This window comes from Fluviicola taffensis DSM 16823 (assembly GCF_000194605.1).
Taxonomy (GTDB): Bacteria; Bacteroidota; Bacteroidia; order Flavobacteriales_D; family Crocinitomicaceae; genus Fluviicola; species Fluviicola taffensis.
The window spans coordinates 2,847,646-2,862,790 of sequence record NC_015321.1 but is presented as its reverse complement, the minus strand read 5'-3'; the positions used below and the strand labels follow the sequence as shown (position 1 = coordinate 2,862,790).

Annotated in this window: 16 protein-coding genes; 6 read left to right on the top strand and 10 right to left on the bottom strand. The window is 35.9% G+C overall.

Annotation, left to right across the window (positions count from 1 at the left end; translation table 11 throughout):
* Positions 1 to 62: 62 nt before the first annotated feature.
* The 3 genes from FLUTA_RS12450 to FLUTA_RS12440 are packed head-to-tail and all read right to left on the bottom strand — an operon-like array spanning position 63 to position 3,370.
* Complete coding sequence (locus tag FLUTA_RS12450) at positions 63 to 1,490, bottom strand: hypothetical protein (protein WP_043024296.1); 1,428 nt, start codon at positions 1,488 to 1,490, stop codon at positions 63 to 65.
* 48 nt (positions 1,491 to 1,538) lie between these two features.
* Entirely contained in the window at positions 1,539 to 2,618 is a 1,080-nt protein-coding gene (locus tag FLUTA_RS12445) for a cytochrome-c peroxidase (protein ID WP_013687238.1), read from the bottom strand.
* On the bottom strand, positions 2,615 to 3,370 hold the full coding sequence (locus FLUTA_RS12440; protein ID WP_013687237.1) for an MbnP family protein: 756 nt from the start codon (positions 3,368 to 3,370) through the stop codon (positions 2,615 to 2,617). Before FLUTA_RS12440 ends, FLUTA_RS12445 begins: the two co-directional genes overlap by 4 nt.
* A 116-nt stretch (positions 3,371 to 3,486) precedes the next feature.
* On the opposite strand from FLUTA_RS12440, the gene FLUTA_RS12435 reads away from it, so the two are divergent.
* Entirely contained in the window at positions 3,487 to 6,624 is a 3,138-nt protein-coding gene (locus FLUTA_RS12435) for a UvrD-helicase domain-containing protein (RefSeq protein WP_169312084.1), read from the top strand.
* Between the two features lie 66 nt (positions 6,625 to 6,690).
* Here the strand turns inward: FLUTA_RS12435 and FLUTA_RS12430 are convergent, their stop codons facing one another.
* Genes FLUTA_RS12430 through pyrH form a run of 3 tightly spaced genes read right to left on the bottom strand, consistent with a single transcriptional unit; the run spans position 6,691 to position 8,352 of the window.
* A complete protein-coding gene (locus FLUTA_RS12430) occupies positions 6,691 to 7,053 on the bottom strand; it encodes a hypothetical protein (protein WP_043023803.1) in 363 nt (120 codons plus the stop codon).
* A gap of 1 nt (position 7,054) precedes the next feature.
* Entirely contained in the window at positions 7,055 to 7,618 is a 564-nt protein-coding gene (gene frr / locus FLUTA_RS12425) for a ribosome recycling factor (RefSeq protein WP_013687234.1), read from the bottom strand.
* Between the two features lie 26 nt (positions 7,619 to 7,644).
* Positions 7,645 to 8,352, bottom strand: a complete 708-nt coding sequence (gene pyrH, locus FLUTA_RS12420; protein WP_013687233.1) for a UMP kinase — start codon at positions 8,350 to 8,352, stop codon at positions 7,645 to 7,647.
* Between the two features lie 109 nt (positions 8,353 to 8,461).
* Here pyrH and FLUTA_RS12415 point away from each other — a divergent pair, with 109 nt between their 5' ends.
* Positions 8,462 to 8,878 (top strand): putative signal transducing protein, encoded by a 417-nt coding sequence (locus tag FLUTA_RS12415; protein ID WP_013687232.1) that lies wholly within the window; start codon positions 8,462 to 8,464, stop codon positions 8,876 to 8,878.
* A gap of 150 nt (positions 8,879 to 9,028) precedes the next feature.
* Here the strand turns inward: FLUTA_RS12415 and tsf are convergent, their stop codons facing one another.
* The 4 genes from tsf to rplM all read right to left on the bottom strand — a co-directional run bounded on the left by tsf (position 9,029) and on the right by rplM (position 11,675).
* Positions 9,029 to 9,859, bottom strand: coding sequence for a translation elongation factor Ts (gene tsf, locus FLUTA_RS12410; RefSeq protein ID WP_013687231.1), 831 nt, complete (start codon positions 9,857 to 9,859; stop codon positions 9,029 to 9,031).
* A 67-nt stretch (positions 9,860 to 9,926) separates the two neighbouring features.
* A complete protein-coding gene (gene rpsB / locus FLUTA_RS12405) occupies positions 9,927 to 10,697 on the bottom strand; it encodes a 30S ribosomal protein S2 (protein WP_013687230.1) in 771 nt (256 codons plus the stop codon).
* 130 nt (positions 10,698 to 10,827) lie between these two features.
* The gene (gene rpsI / locus FLUTA_RS12400; RefSeq protein ID WP_013687229.1) at positions 10,828 to 11,214 is read right to left on the bottom strand and encodes a 30S ribosomal protein S9; all 387 of its coding nucleotides are present in this window, start codon (positions 11,212 to 11,214) and stop codon (positions 10,828 to 10,830) included.
* Positions 11,215 to 11,219: 5 nt separating this feature from the next.
* Positions 11,220 to 11,675, bottom strand: a complete 456-nt coding sequence (gene rplM, locus FLUTA_RS12395; protein ID WP_013687228.1) for a 50S ribosomal protein L13 — start codon at positions 11,673 to 11,675, stop codon at positions 11,220 to 11,222.
* 381 nt (positions 11,676 to 12,056) lie between these two features.
* Here rplM and FLUTA_RS12390 point away from each other — a divergent pair, with 381 nt between their 5' ends.
* From FLUTA_RS12390 to FLUTA_RS12375, 4 genes are all read left to right on the top strand, one after another.
* On the top strand, positions 12,057 to 12,710 hold the full coding sequence (locus tag FLUTA_RS12390) for a T9SS type A sorting domain-containing protein (RefSeq protein ID WP_013687227.1): 654 nt from the start codon (positions 12,057 to 12,059) through the stop codon (positions 12,708 to 12,710).
* Positions 12,711 to 12,745: 35 nt separating this feature from the next.
* Positions 12,746 to 13,183 (top strand): hypothetical protein, encoded by a 438-nt coding sequence (locus FLUTA_RS12385; protein WP_013687226.1) that lies wholly within the window; start codon positions 12,746 to 12,748, stop codon positions 13,181 to 13,183.
* Positions 13,184 to 13,260: 77 nt separating this feature from the next.
* Positions 13,261 to 13,800, top strand: a complete 540-nt coding sequence (locus FLUTA_RS12380) for an RNA polymerase sigma factor (protein ID WP_013687225.1) — start codon at positions 13,261 to 13,263, stop codon at positions 13,798 to 13,800.
* Positions 13,787 to 15,139: a hypothetical protein gene (locus tag FLUTA_RS12375; RefSeq protein ID WP_013687224.1), complete on the top strand. Its 1,353-nt coding sequence runs from the start codon at positions 13,787 to 13,789 to the stop codon at positions 15,137 to 15,139. Before FLUTA_RS12380 ends, FLUTA_RS12375 begins: the two co-directional genes overlap by 14 nt.
* Positions 15,140 to 15,145 lie beyond the last annotated feature (6 nt).

Below are 15,145 nucleotides of genomic sequence, written 5' to 3'. Positions count from 1 at the left end.
AGATTTATGGCCCAATAATTTTTCGCTTTATTCGAAAATAACGGAATTTCAAAAAACAAAGATTAAACGTTCACAACACTATCTTTCTTCTTTTCATAGCCGAAAAGTTCAAAATGCTTAATCGCCTTGACTACATTTTCGGGAACATCTTGTTCCCAACTCGTAACTCCAGATCGAATTTTAGAAAGCACATCGTCAGATAAAATCTTCAATGAATCCATATCGAATTCTGAAATTGCTGCTAATTTGTTGTTATCTTTTAAAAATTGAACCAATCCATTTAAATGTTTTGGAATGGCCAATTCATCTAATGTGTATAATTCGCCTGTATCCACATTGATTGCGGGATAAACGTACATTTTTACGTTGTGACCAAATCCGATACCAAAAGCTTCCAACAATCCGCCAGGCAAATTATCGTAATAACGCTCATCAAAAATGGTATGTAGGTTATAAATTCCAGCAATTACTCCCATTTTTTGTCCGCGAGCAATTGTAGCTAAATAATCCAACATTTTGTAATGTTTCAAGTAATTTGAAATCATTACAGTATATCCTAAAGATTCCAATAATTCAGCGCGATCAATGAAATCTTTATCCGAAATTTTACCATCGGCCGTTAAATCTTTCAATGTCAACTCAAAAATCACCGACAAATTATCTTCCCGAACCCCCTCTTCTTTTAAGAACTGTTCTGTTCCGTGGGCAATCATGTCTAAATGCACTTTCGTTACTGGTCTGAATCGACCACGCATCAAAAGTATATTCTTTTTATAAAGTGCTGCTGCTGGCTGAAGTACTGTTCCTGACAAATCAAACATCGTAGCATCTGTCATTCCTCTTTTCACCAAATTCAAGGCGATTATGCGGTTGTCAACCAATCCTAAATCTGGACCAGAAACGCGCAACATATCTACTTCAACACGATCTCTTGGAATCCGGTGAACCAAGTTCGTTAGGAATTCTTCCAAATCATCTGTTGAAAAATAAGCTGCATGGATTAAATTCACACCTAAAATCCCTAAAGCTTCTTGTTGTGCTTTATGAGAATTATCATGCATTTTTACGTGCAAAATGATATCATTGAATTCACCACCTTGCACTAGCTGATAACGTAGCCCAACCCAACCATGTCCTTGGTTTGTTTTGTGGTAATTTAAAGATTCAACCGTATTACAAAAAGCAAAAAAACGTGCTACTTCCTGTTTTTTAGGAAGACGCTCACACAAAGTATTGTATTCCGTTGTAAGCATTGTAACCAAACGTTGCTCACACACATACCGAGAAGCTGCGCCATACATTGCATCTGACACTTTCATGTCATAAGCCGATTGGGTATATGCAATGGTTCCAGAGCTACCGCCTGCTTTAAAAAAGTTAGCTGCAACCTCTTGTCCCGCACCAATTTCTGCGAAACAACCATAAATGTCACTTGTTAGATTAATTTTCAAGGCTTTCTCCTCGGTCGTTAATCTTCTTTCGTCTACCATTTCTTCCATATCACTTGTACAAATGTACTAACAATTAGACTTACATCGTTAAGGGTTTAACGGTTTAAAATCAGGATTAGTTACAAAATGTTGATCTGTTAACGTTAATAAAAAGGCTTTCAACTGATTACGTTGTTCAGGATCCAATTGAACCCCGCCTTGACTAGCAAATTCTATGAGTGGATCTATCGTTGCAGAATGTTGTATTCCAGTTGAATAATGCTCAATTACATCATCCAATGTGGCAAATCGCCCATCATGCATAAAAGGTCCTGAAAGTTCAATATTACGCAAGGTAGGAACCTTAAATTTCCCATTGTCATTCGGATTATTCGTAATTGCTCCTCGTCCCAAATCGGAAAACGCAGCATCTAATCCATTGTTGGAAAATTTCTGTACCTGCATAAGTGCTCCATTGTGGCAATGAAAACAATCTGCTCCATTCAAGCTTTTAAATAAATCGAATCCTGCCCATTCGTCAGAAGTAACCGCGTTTTTTATCGCTAATTCAGAAGAATTGAGTGGAATATTATTGGCAAATTTGTACATCACATCGTATTTTGATTGCCCCGAAATCATCGTTCGAAGAAACTGAGCCAACGCTTTTGCAACATGGGTAGAATCAAATTCCACTACTCCAAAGGCTTTGTAAAACTGATTGCGGTAACCAACATTCGATTTTAAACGCACAATTGCTTCTTTCCATTGCAAATGCATTTCTACGGGATTCGGAACTGGCTCTAAAATTTGTTGTTCCAATGTTTGAGCTCTTCCATCCCAAAAAAAGCTTGTTTGCCATCCCAAATTAATGAGTGCCATCGAATTTCGGGTTCCCATTGTTCCGTTTACTCCTTGGGAAAATTGATTCACATCTGAAAATGAAGCATCGGGTGCATGGCAAGAGCCACATGAAATGGTATTATTTAGTGATAATTGCTTTTCGTAGAATAACATTCTCCCTAACAAAACTCCTTCTTCCGTCATTGGATTATCTGAAGGAATATTCATTTGAGGAAAGTGACTCGGTATTTTTAGCACATACGGAGTAGGTTCATATCCCACCTTTTCCTTCGTACAGGCTAAAAACAAAAGTATTAAAGACAATATTCCAATCAAAAATCGATTCATAATGCGCTAATAGATGCTGCGAAGTTTTGTCTCGCCTTTTCGGTTAAAGCACCTTGTGATTGTGCGCTATGAGTTGATGTCTCTGTTTTCACATCAATGGTGTTTCCTGAATTCTCAAAGAAATTTTTCAAATCAAGTTTTAACCAAGCTTCTTTTAAATTTGAATTTATTGCTGACCACGTGAGATTTGAAATTGTTTTAGCTGTATAATACGAATCGGTTCCAACATGATAAGTCAAATTAAGATCGCAATTCGTTATCCCATCCACTAGTGTATCCACTTTTGCTTCTACTTTGAAAAAGATATAGCCCGGATTCCAATCCCAGTGCATGTCATTCGCACTAGCAATATTCAGAGGATTAGAAGACGGAAAAAGACTTGGATCATTGTGGTTAATGGCACTTGGAACTCCAATTCCGAATTGAATAGATGATGGGTTCGAGACAACTTGATTGGCTTGAAAAACAAGATTACCTGTTTCCCTAAAATTGAATAGAGCTGCATCTTTCATTACACTCCCATTTGACTGAATATCTGAAAAATAAGCTTTCAACTCAACAAATTCAATTTTGAAACCATTACTCATCGTGTAAACAGAATCTAACTGCAGATTTTCGGTTCCAAACATTGGTTTTAATGAAATCCTACTTTGATTAATCACTGGTAAATCGATAGGCTCTTCCACTTTTTTCTTAGAGCAAGAGAAAAATCCAGTGCAAACAAGCAACGCAGGAATTAGAAAATGTTTCATTCAGTTGTTTTACCAAATTTAAAACAATGCGAAGAGAATTCCTAAAATACTAGAAATCACCAACGGAATTTTAGGTAAATTCGACGTATTATTGAGTAAGCTGTATGAATTCGGATGTGAGTAAACCATTATTGATAGTAAATGCCTCAGCAGGAAGTGGGAAAACCTACAACTTAGTACGCAACTATTTGCGTTTACTTTTAACCGAAGAGTTCGATAGAGCAGAAATTGGCCAAATAATGGCTATGACTTTCACCAACAAAGCAAGTATTGAAATGAAATCACGGATTATGAGTGATTTGAACAAACTGGCGCATGGGAAAGAAGAAAGTCGAGATTACTTAATCGAAACTGCCCAATTCGTAGGAGCAAGTCCTGAGTCAATTCAAAAGAAAGCACAAATTGTACTTAGTAAAATTTTACACCAGTATGAAGATTTCAATGTGATGACCATTGATAAATTCAACCTAAAATTAATTCGTTCATTTTCCAAAGACCTCGATTTACCTGATAATTTTGAAATTTCCCTAGATGATAGTTTGGTTCTTGAAAAGGCAATTGATGAACTCTTAAACAACATCGATTCTAAAAACCAAACGAAACTGTATCAATTAGCACTCAATTTTGCTAAATCCAATTTGGAGGATGAAAACGATTGGAATTTAAAGAAAATTCTTCTTTCCAAAGCAATCGTACTGACCAATGAAGGCTATTTTCAAATCATCAAAACACTTACTAAAACAAACTTTAAGAAAGAACAACTAGACCTTTGGAAAACCCAATTCAAAGCTGAAAAAGACGAATTAATGATTCGCTTGAATTCCTTGAATCGTTTGCTGTTGGAAACTGGAGTAAGTGCCGATGCTTTTGCTGGAAAAACGACCACTTTCAAAGCCATTATTTTTAACCTAAAACTAAATTCTGACTTAATCTTCTTTTTGAAAGAAAGTAAACGAACAGAGGCAAATGAGGCAAATATCTTAAAAACCATTGAAGAAGGAAAAGAAACACAATTTGCACCCGCTTATCTGGACTTCCTTCAATTTATTAGTAAAAAAAGTCCTTTTTGGATCGAATTGGATTTTAAAATTCAACAGTTTCATTTACTCGCAATCCTGAAAGAGTTGGCTTTGAGCATGGATGATATTCGAAACAAAGAATCGATTATTCGGGTAAGTGAATTCAATAAATTGGTTGCTGAATTGGTTCAGAACGAGGATGCACCATTCATTTACGAGCGATTAGGTTCTCGATTCAATCATTTTTTCTTAGATGAATTTCAAGATACTTCGCGCTTGCAATGGCTCAACATTGTTCCTTTGATCCATAATTCACTGGGTAGCAACTACTTTAATTTCATTGTTGGCGATCCCAAACAATCCATTTACCGATTTAAAAATGGAGTAGCCGAACAATTTGTTGCATTGCCAGCAATCTTCAATCCAGAAAACGAGCCATCCATTCACCAACGCTCACTCTTTTTTCAAGAAATGGGAATCGTTAAGGGACTCGATGATAATTGGAGATCAGCAGAAAAAATCGTTGCATTCAACAATCAATTCTTTCAAGAGTTATTGCACTTTATGCCAGAGAATGGACAAGAATTTTACAATCAATTGAACCAAAATCCGAAAGGAAAAAAAAACGGATATGTAGAACTCATTCTTAACAAACGAAAAGATTTAGACACCATTGAGTATACCAATAGCCAATTGCTTACTTGGATTCAGCAATGCATTTCAGATGGATATAAACCTTCCGATATTTGTATTCTTGGACGAAGAAAAAAAGATTGTAATCAATATGCGAACTTTCTAAAATCAAAAGGCTATCAAATCGTTTCTTCGGATTCCTTATTGGTAAATAGCGATTTATTTGTTCAATTGACTCTCACCTATTGCAAGTGGAAAGTCAACCGTTTTGATTCCCAGCGAGCGATGCAGTTTGCTTACTTCTACTTTGATCATTTTAAGAACGAAAACAATTTTGCCACTTACGATAGCTGTTTCAAAACACTAGATAATAACTCATCAAAGGTTTACTTTTCGGAACAACTTTTCTTTGACCAGAGTAAATTAGATGCCAATTTCTTAGATGCCAGTTTTCAAAACATCTATTCCTTATTGGTTGATTTCATGAAGCTTATCGATGTCGATCCAATTGAAAACAATTATTTGCAACAATTACTGGATTTAGCCTATCAATTTGATATGTCGAATGGTCCAGATTTGATGGAATTCATTCATTACTACGAGAAAAACGAAGAAAAATTTAGCGTTCAATTAACTGAAAATGAACAGGCTATTCAAATCATGACTGCTCATAAATCAAAAGGATTAGAATTTCCCGTTGTAATGATTCCATCCTTTAATTTTTTCAGCGGTGGCGGAAATTTTGATACTTACTTGATGGAAATCAATGAGTATGTCGTTGAAACGAAAATGAGTCAATTTGAAGCAGTCATCCCAGAAATTAAAGTAGAAGCGGAAAAAGAAAATGATGCGAAAACCATGGATGCAATCAATTTACTGTATGTTGCATTCACTCGTCCGCAAGATCGTTTGTACGGAATCAATATCAATGGATCAAAAAATAGTTTTTTCAGAAATTTTGAAGGTGTTTTCTCCAAATTATTCCCCGAAGCAGTTCAAGAAACTGAAATTCACGTGAAATTTGGTGAAGCTCCAGAAATCAAACACCAGTCAAAGAAACAAACGACTGATTTTAGTCCAGAATCAATCCAAAACTTTTTATGGTTTCCTGAAATTAGCATTCAATCTACTAAGGAACAAGAAACGGATAGTTTAACCACTGCACAACGAATTGGAAAGCAATTTCATTTCATCATGGAAAAATCAGACTCCAAGGAAACAGCATTTTACGCTTTGATGACAGGGCTTTTGAAAGGGCAAATTGAACAAGAATTTGAAGGAATATTAAAGCAATTACTTGAAGAAGCATTCAATGACAAACACTTAATAAACCTCTTCGAAAATGGAAAACATTTGAATGAACGAACATTGATTTTTGATGTAAAAACAAGATTACGCCCTGACAAATTAATTGTTTCCGAAAAACAAGCCATTGTTATTGATTTCAAAACAGGAGAAAAAAGCCAAAAACACGAAGAACAGGTTCTGGGCTATATGACAGTCTTACGTGAAATTGGCATGACTGAAATCCGAGGATATTTGTATTATACTGGAGGATTGGGATTGGTGGAGGTTTCTGGTGTAGATTTATTAAATTCCTAGTAAAAAATACGCATAGACATGTATCTATTCAACCAGTGATAATAGGCGCTTCAAGCAAAAAAATAATCACTCTTTATCCAAAAACACAACTCCTTGTTCAATGCGAAAAACCAAGGAATTATCATCCCTGTCTTCTACCAGCCAATCAATTTCTTTTTGAGTGAAATCATCCTTTATTTGAATAACATTCTTCTTGGTCACTTTGTAGGTTCCATGAGTAGTGTCTTGCCCATAAATAACAAAAGGGAGACCAGACTCTTCATCTTTATCTCCCCCTGTAAATTCATAAACTTCAGTGTGATTTACATATTCACCATTATTCAATAATATTTTTGTGTATTTCCATCTTCCTTCAAGGCGATTAACCATTCGTTGTTTTGCACAAGAAAAAAGGAGAAAAAACGATGAAATAATGAGAATGAAACGCATCTTAGATAGTCATAATATCTTTTTCTTTCAAATCAACTAATTCGTCTATCTTTTTGATAAATCCATTGGTTAGATTTTGAATCTCAGTCTCAGCATCTTTGGTCATGTCTTCCGAAAGACCGTCTGCTTTCAAGCTTTTCACCATGTCGATAGCATCTTTGCGATTATTTCTAATCCCCACTTTCGCGTGTTCAGCTTCTGCTCTTGCTTTTTTCACCAAATCGCGTCTGCGCTCTTCTGTCAAAAGTGGTATTTGAATAATCAATTGCTCCCCATTATTTTGAGGATTCAATCCCAAATTTGCATTCATAATTCCTTTTGCAATCTCGTTCAACATGTTTTTCTCAAAGGCCTGAACAGTTAAAGTTCGAGCATCCATTGAGTTCACGTTACCCACTTGATGAATAGGAGTTGGAGAACCGTAATAATCTACCAATACTCCAGAAAGCATAGAAGGCGTTGCTTTACCTGCTCTTACTTTCACCAATTCATTTTCTAAGTGATCTATTGATTTTGCATTCGATGACTTCAGTTCATCATAAATTAGTTCTAACTCTTCGGTCATAATTTATCTAATTGAATCTTTCGCTATTAATTTCTTACAATTGTTCCTACTTGCTCGCCGTCCATCAATCGTTTCAGATTTCCTGGGGAATCCATATCGAAAACAATAATGGGTAAATCATTCTCCATACACAATGTAAAAGCAGTCATATCCATCACTTTCAATCCTCTGCTATACGCATCTTCAAACGTAATTACATCGAATTTTGTTGCTGTTGGATCTTTTTCTGGATCTGCCGTATAAATTCCGTCTACACGTGTTCCTTTCAAAATCACATCTGCATTGATTTCAATTGCTCTGAGCGATGCTGCTGAATCGGTTGTGAAATAAGGGTTTCCTGTTCCTGCTCCAAAAATAACTACGCGACCTTTTTCCAAATGTCTCACAGCCCTTCTTCGAACATACGGTTCCGAAATTTCTTTCATTTCGATAGCCGATTGAAGTCTTGTTTGAAGACCAGCCGACTCAAGAGCGGCTTGAAGCGCCATGGAATTAATCATTGTTGCCAACATTCCCATGTAATCTCCATGCGTACGATCCATTCCACCTTCTTCAGCCTGAACACCTCTAAAAATGTTTCCACCTCCAATAACAATTGCAACCTCTGCTCCTAAATCATGAATTTCCTTTATTTGCTCAGCGTAAACACTAAGTCTCTGGTTATCAATTCCAAATTGTTTGTCTCCCATGAGAGATTCACCACTTAATTTGAGAAGAATGCGACGGTATTTCATATTTATAGAAAGAAGTTGCGCAAATATAGCGCGAATCTTTGAAGTTCTGAAAAGGAAATTGGATTTGTAGATGAATAATTCGCTATTTTAGAAGATAAATGCAATTTGAATGGGACTGATTACTTTCAAAACTTTTGATAATTCGATGGATGCTCACATTCTAAAAATAAAATTAGAGAGTGAAGGAATCGTTTGTTTTTTATTTGATGAGCACATCGTTTCAGTGAACCCATTGTATTCCAATTTGGTAGGAGGAATCAAATTAAAAATCAATGAAGAAGACCTCATTCATGCTAAAAATATTGTCTTGGAACTTGAACAAACTCCATATACAACAGACGATGAAAAAATAATTGCTTGCCCAAAATGTGAATCTAAACACATTGAATCAGGATACAAATCGATGAAAAGTATTGGTGCTGTTTTTTCTGCCATTACTTCTTTCCTTCTATTCATTTTTCCAGTCTACCGAAAAACAGTTTACAAGTGTCTGGATTGTGGGAATGAATTTGATCTGAAGAAATAATAACGAATTATAAATTTAGAATACGATGTCGCTCTGTGGTATAGTATATATTGAACCACAGAGAGCAGATAGAAACACATTGTATATAAAAACAAAAATCCTACCACAGTGTGATAGGATTTTCAATTATTTGTAATCTTTAGAAGCTAATTAGCTCAAAGAAAAACGTTTGAATTCAGTAACTGTCAAACCATTCTCAGTAGAATCTAAGAATTGCTCAACTGTCAATTTGTTATCACGGATGAATTCTTGGCTCAACAAAGTGTTTTCTTTGAAGAATTTAGACAAACGTCCTTGAGCAATTTTGTCAGCCATTTCAGCAGGTTTTCCTTCTTGGATAGCCAATTCTTTACCAACTTCAATTTCACGCTCAATTGTACGTGCATCAACACCATCCTTATCCAAAGCGATTGGGTTCATCGCAGCAACTTGCATTGCAACTTGACGACCAGCTTCAGCAACAGTTTCACCTCCTTTGTTCAAAGCAACCAAAGTAGCCAATTGGTTTCCTGGGTGGTTGTAAGCAACAACAGTGTCACCTTTTACAACAGCATAACCTGAAAGATCCAATTTTTCACCGATAACACCAACTTGCTCAGTAATTTTCTCCTCAACAGTTAATTTATCATCATACTTCAATCCTTTCAACTCTTCAGAAGTCGCAGGCAAATTGCTCATTGCGATATCAACCAACGATTGAACGAAATTTCTGTAAGTATCATTTTTCGCAACGAAATCTGTTTCACAGTTCAACGTTAACAAAACACCTACTTTGCTGTCTGCGCTAGTTTGAGCGAAAACCAAGCCTTCTGCAGCTTCATTTTCACCTCTTTTCGCAGCAACTTTTTGACCTTTTTTACGCAAGATATCTACAGCAGCTTCGAAATCGCCGTCTGCTTCTACTAATGCATTTTTACAGTCCATCATACCAGCACCTGTTTGCTGGCGTAATTTGTTTACATCTGACGCAGTAATTGCCATGACTATAAGTTCTTTAAATGATTATACAAATGTATGCCCTGACTGTTACGCCAGGGCTACTTTGTTATTATTCTTTTGTTTCTTCCACTTTAGCTACAACTTCTTCAGTTGCTGCAGCTGGAGCTTCATCTTTATCTTTCGTTGCAGTAGTTTTGCGATCGTCCAAACCTTCTTTGATTGATCCACAAATAGCATCTAAGATAATTGCGATTGATTTTGTAGCATCATCATTCGCTGGGATAGGAAAATCAACCAAGCGTGGGTCAGAATTCGTATCTACCATTGCAAATGTTGGGATACCCAAACGTTTCGCTTCAGCCAATGCAATATGCTCTTTCAAGATATCAACGATGAAAATCGCTGCTGGTTGACGAGTCATATCCGCGATTGAACCGAAAGTTTTCTCCAATTTGTCACGTTGACGAGTTTTGAATAAACGCTCACGCTTGTTCAATGTCTCCCAAGTACCATCCGTTTTCATTTTGTCGATAGACACCATTTTACGAATAGACTTACGTGTTGTTTGGAAATTTGTTAACATACCACCAGACCAACGCTCAGTAACATAAGGCATGTTAATTGGAGCTACACGATCAGTGATAATTTCCTTTGCTTGTTTTTTAGTAGCTACGAAAAGTACTTTTTTACCCGACTTAGCAATTTGCTTCATTGCCGCACAAGCTTGATCAAGATGTGCAATTGTCTTATTAAGGTCAATAATGTGGATACCTTTTTTCTCGTCAAAGATATACGGCGCCATTGCCGGGTTCCATTTTCTTTTTAAGTGTCCGAAGTGAACACCTGCTTCTAATAAACTATCAAAATTTACTTTAGACATAATCTTTTTTCTTTAATTGTTTACGTTCCTTAGTAGTCAGCTAACAAAGGGGTCAGTCAACTGACTGATAATACTTTGTGCTTGGATACTAAACAACCTTTCCGACAAAGCCGGAAAAATAAAATCCAAATTAACGTTTCGAGAATTGGAATTTCTTACGTGCTTTCGGTTGACCTGGTTTTTTACGCTCAACCATTCTTGGATCACGTGTCATTAAACCTTCTGCTTTCAACAACGTTTTAAAATCTGCTGAAACCTCTACCAAAGCGCGAGATACTCCTAAACGAATAGCTTCCGCTTGTCCGTTAATTCCACCACCAGCTACATTTACTTTAATGTCATACTGACCTAAAGTATCAGTCAAGTTGAACGGCTGCTCAACTTTCCCTTGCAAAATAGCTACTGGAAAGAACTCTTTGTAATCACGTTTATTAATTGTCATCTTGCCCGTACCTTTCATCAAGTACACACGAGCAACTGAAGTTTTTCTTCTTCCTAATGCGTTTACTACTTCCATATCCATTATTTATAAGCGTTTAAGTCAAATGCCTCAGGTTTTTGAGCCTCATGTTTGTGATCTGCTCCAGTGATAACTTTCACATTTCTAAACAATTCGCGACCCAAAGTATTCTTTGGCAACATCCCTTTAATTGCTTTTTCGATTACACGCTCAGGATTACGCTTCAATAATTCTTGCGCAGTCAATGAACGTTGTCCTCCTGGATATCCAGTGTATCGAACGTATTCTTTGTTCTCTAATTTCGTACCAGAGAACGACACCTTCTCTGCGTTGACAACGATCACGTTATCACCACAGTCAGCGTGCGGAGTGAAGTTAGGCTTGTGTTTTCCACGTACTAACTTCGCTACCTTACTTGCTAAACGACCAACTGTCTGGCCTTCAGCATCTACTAACAACCACTTTTTATTCGCAGTTTCCTTGTTAGCAGAGACAGTTTTGTAACTTAAAGTATCCACTACCTTTTAATTTTTAAATAAGACAATATCCCCAATTTGGGGGTGCAAAGATAGAAACTCTATTTTTTAATAACAAGGGAATTCGAAATAAATCTGAATATTAATCCATTAGATTCCATATTATTATTCATTTTCAGGAAAATCGACCATTTAATTGAAAATCGAGAAGTGAAAATTCAAAAGTTAGAAGTCTTGAATTAATAGCAATTAATTTTAAATTTGACTTGAGAATTTCCCCCCGATTTAAAATAATCTTTCCTTTTCAATTATCCTCCCAATAGCTATCAGGATTAAATTTTCAATTTCTGTTCAGGCAACCTTTCATTTTTCAGTTTTGTATTAGAGAAAACAACAAAATAATCATTCTCAAAAAAACACAATATGAAAGAACTTATATTCAACCAACTCCTTATTTTAAGCTTGATACTAATGAGTCAAAAAGCTTTTGGACAAAATCCAACAATTGACAGCTTGAAGATCATTCCAGAAAATGCAAACACAAATGATGAAATCAAAGTGATTTGCTACACAACATTTCCTTCCGGAGGATGTGAATTGGTAAATCATTCCCTTATCGCTCAAGGAAATCAACTCACATTGAGTTTGGAATACGAGTTTGGATTTTTGACCTACATTTGTCACAGTGTTGACACCATTTCATTGGGAAATTTGGATGCAAACAATTATCAGTTACATGTCAATTTAATCATCCATCCAATGGATCAAATTGTAGACAGCGATAATGTCAATTTTTCCATTGACACCCCGCTAAGCATTAACAGTCATTCAACCAAGTATTCCTTAACCGTTTTTCCAAACCCTTTTGAAAATGAATTACAAATCAAAACAGATGCAACCATTGAAAAAGTAGAACTAAGCACTTTTTCTGGTCAAAAAATAATTTTAAAAGAAATCACTGTTCCAAATGATACAATGATTGATGTATCCGAACTGAAAAACGGAATTTATCTACTCACAATAACAGATAATAAAGGAAATAAGTACACCAAAAGAATCGTCAAAAACAATCAGTAAACAAGTCTCTAAATTTCATTTTTAATCTAAAAAATATGAAAAAGTTAATATATAGCTCTCTTCTAGCACTTTTAGCGCTTGGGTCATTCACTTCTTGTAAAAAAGATGTCTGCTCTAAGCGTCAAACTAATCCATCAACAAGCACGATTGATGGAAAATGGAGCCTAGTTCGTCTTTACGGCGGAATAGCAGGAGCAAATGAAACCCATTCAATAGGTGAGATTGAGTGGACATTCAACACTCAAAACAACACTTTAACGGTTGATAATACAGCTGGAAATTCCACGTATTATTACCTGCCTTCTGGAACTTATAACTTCCAAGAAATTCCTGGTTCAACACAAAATTACTTGGTAATCGACGCAAATGAACTCGGACAATTTGTTATTTCAGGAAATCAATTGTCGATTGATGAAAACAAGAAGTCCACTGGAGAAGGTGCTTGCGGATTTTACATGGTATTGGAACGCTAAAAAGAAGTTGGAAAATTTTCAGCTAAAGTGCTTTACTTTTGAGGAAAAGGGATTCATATTAAATCCGAAAAATCGGGATGGAGGAAAACATAGAAGAATTTATCAAAGGAAATAAAAAAGCTTTTGACGGGGTTTACGAAAAATACTCCCCTTCTATGTTTGGTATTTGTATGCGTTATGCAAACTGTAGAGACGATGCGCAAGAAATTCTGCAAGAAACATTTATCAAAGTCTATCTAAACCGAGAGAAAATGAATCCCCAACTCCCAATCGGACCTTGGATTAAAACAATCACCATCAGAACTGCAATCAATTTTTTGAAAACTCAAAAACGAATGATCTTAACCGAAAATGAAGACTTTTTTGAAGCTCCTCATGAATGGTTTCTTCCTGAGAAAGATCCGAAAGATCAGAAAAACTTGCTACTGAAACTAATGTCAGAAATGCCTCCGGGTTATCGAACAGTGTTTAATTTATTTGTTTTGGATAATCTCACACATAAGGAAATTGCGGAATACTTGGATATATCTGAAGGAGCCTCAAAATCACAATTGGCGAAGGCAAAAAATTGGATTAAAATAAATCTAGAAAAAAAAAGAACCAATGAAAGAGCTTGACGAAATAGACCAGTTGTTTCAAACAACATTCGAAGAATTTGAGTTAACTCCAGATCCAACAGTTAAAGCGAACATCGATCGCGCCATTGCTTCCAAAAAGAAGCGAAGAAGGTTTCTATTCGTTTTATTGCCAATTCTTTTCGGCTCAACACTCTTAGCCGCAACTTTTCACTTCTATTCTTTTTCTAAGGAAACGAAAAACAACAAACACATTCTGTCACAAAGTCAATTCAATCAAAATAAAACGATTAAACAATCAGTAACAACAAGTAATCTATCCTATTCAAAAGAAAACAAACAGGCAAAAAATATAACTAAACACCAAGAAACAAATTCCAGTTCGAAACCATTACGCAAAAGAATGAGTTTTGAAAACAATCACTCTTCTGGAGAAACAAAATCAGCAAATGATTCAAACAACAAGTCAAAATTAACTTCAAAATCTAACCTTATTTTTCCGAATGTTTCAGAGCTTGGTTCATCGCAAACAAATCCACAAAATGTTTCATCCAACGCTGTTGTAAGACAAGCAGAAAATCAAACAAAATCAGTATTGAAGGAAAACGCTCTTACCGAAATTAAAAGAGACAGCATAACGACCTATCTTTTAGTCGATTCAATAAAAGACAACATCGCAGAAACTCCACCCCGCTCCAGTCTAACAAAAGAAATTAAAGAAAATCCAAGAAAATGGTCTTTGTCTCTTGTAAGCGGCTGGGAAAATGAGGCAAAAAAACGTTCTGAAAGATTCGATAGCACTACCTTTTCTGGCAATCCAATAGAATTCGCACAGATTCACGCTTCTACTTTTTATGGGAAAATAGAATTGAATCGAAAACTAAATACTCGATTTGATGCAATTATAGGACTTGGGTTTCGCTCAAGTAAAGTGAAACAAATTGGCTCTCTGTATAGCTTGGATAGTTTTGTTGTATTTGAAGGAGTGAGCAGTACTCCAGTGCCCGATTCAATGGGTTATTTTATTAAAAACCAACGAGAAACGAGAACGTATCATGTAAACTCGATTATTGTTCCCCTAGGAATATCCTTTTCACTACCAATGAGCAAAAATTTCGATGTACGTATATCTGGAGGTACCGAATTTGCTTATGGATGGAAGACTACTAATAAAATCGCATCCGTTTTAAGCCCACCAAAATTTCGTCCGTTCGGTTGGAATATTTGGTTCCGTCCTGAACTTCATTACACTTTTGGAAAGCTTCAATTAGTTGGTTTTGGAAGTTTCAATCAAACGCTAATCCAGCAACTCAACTGGGATTTTAAGGTTCGTAGAAACCCATCATTTGGCGCTGGAATTGGAATACTCATAAACTTGTAATCATGC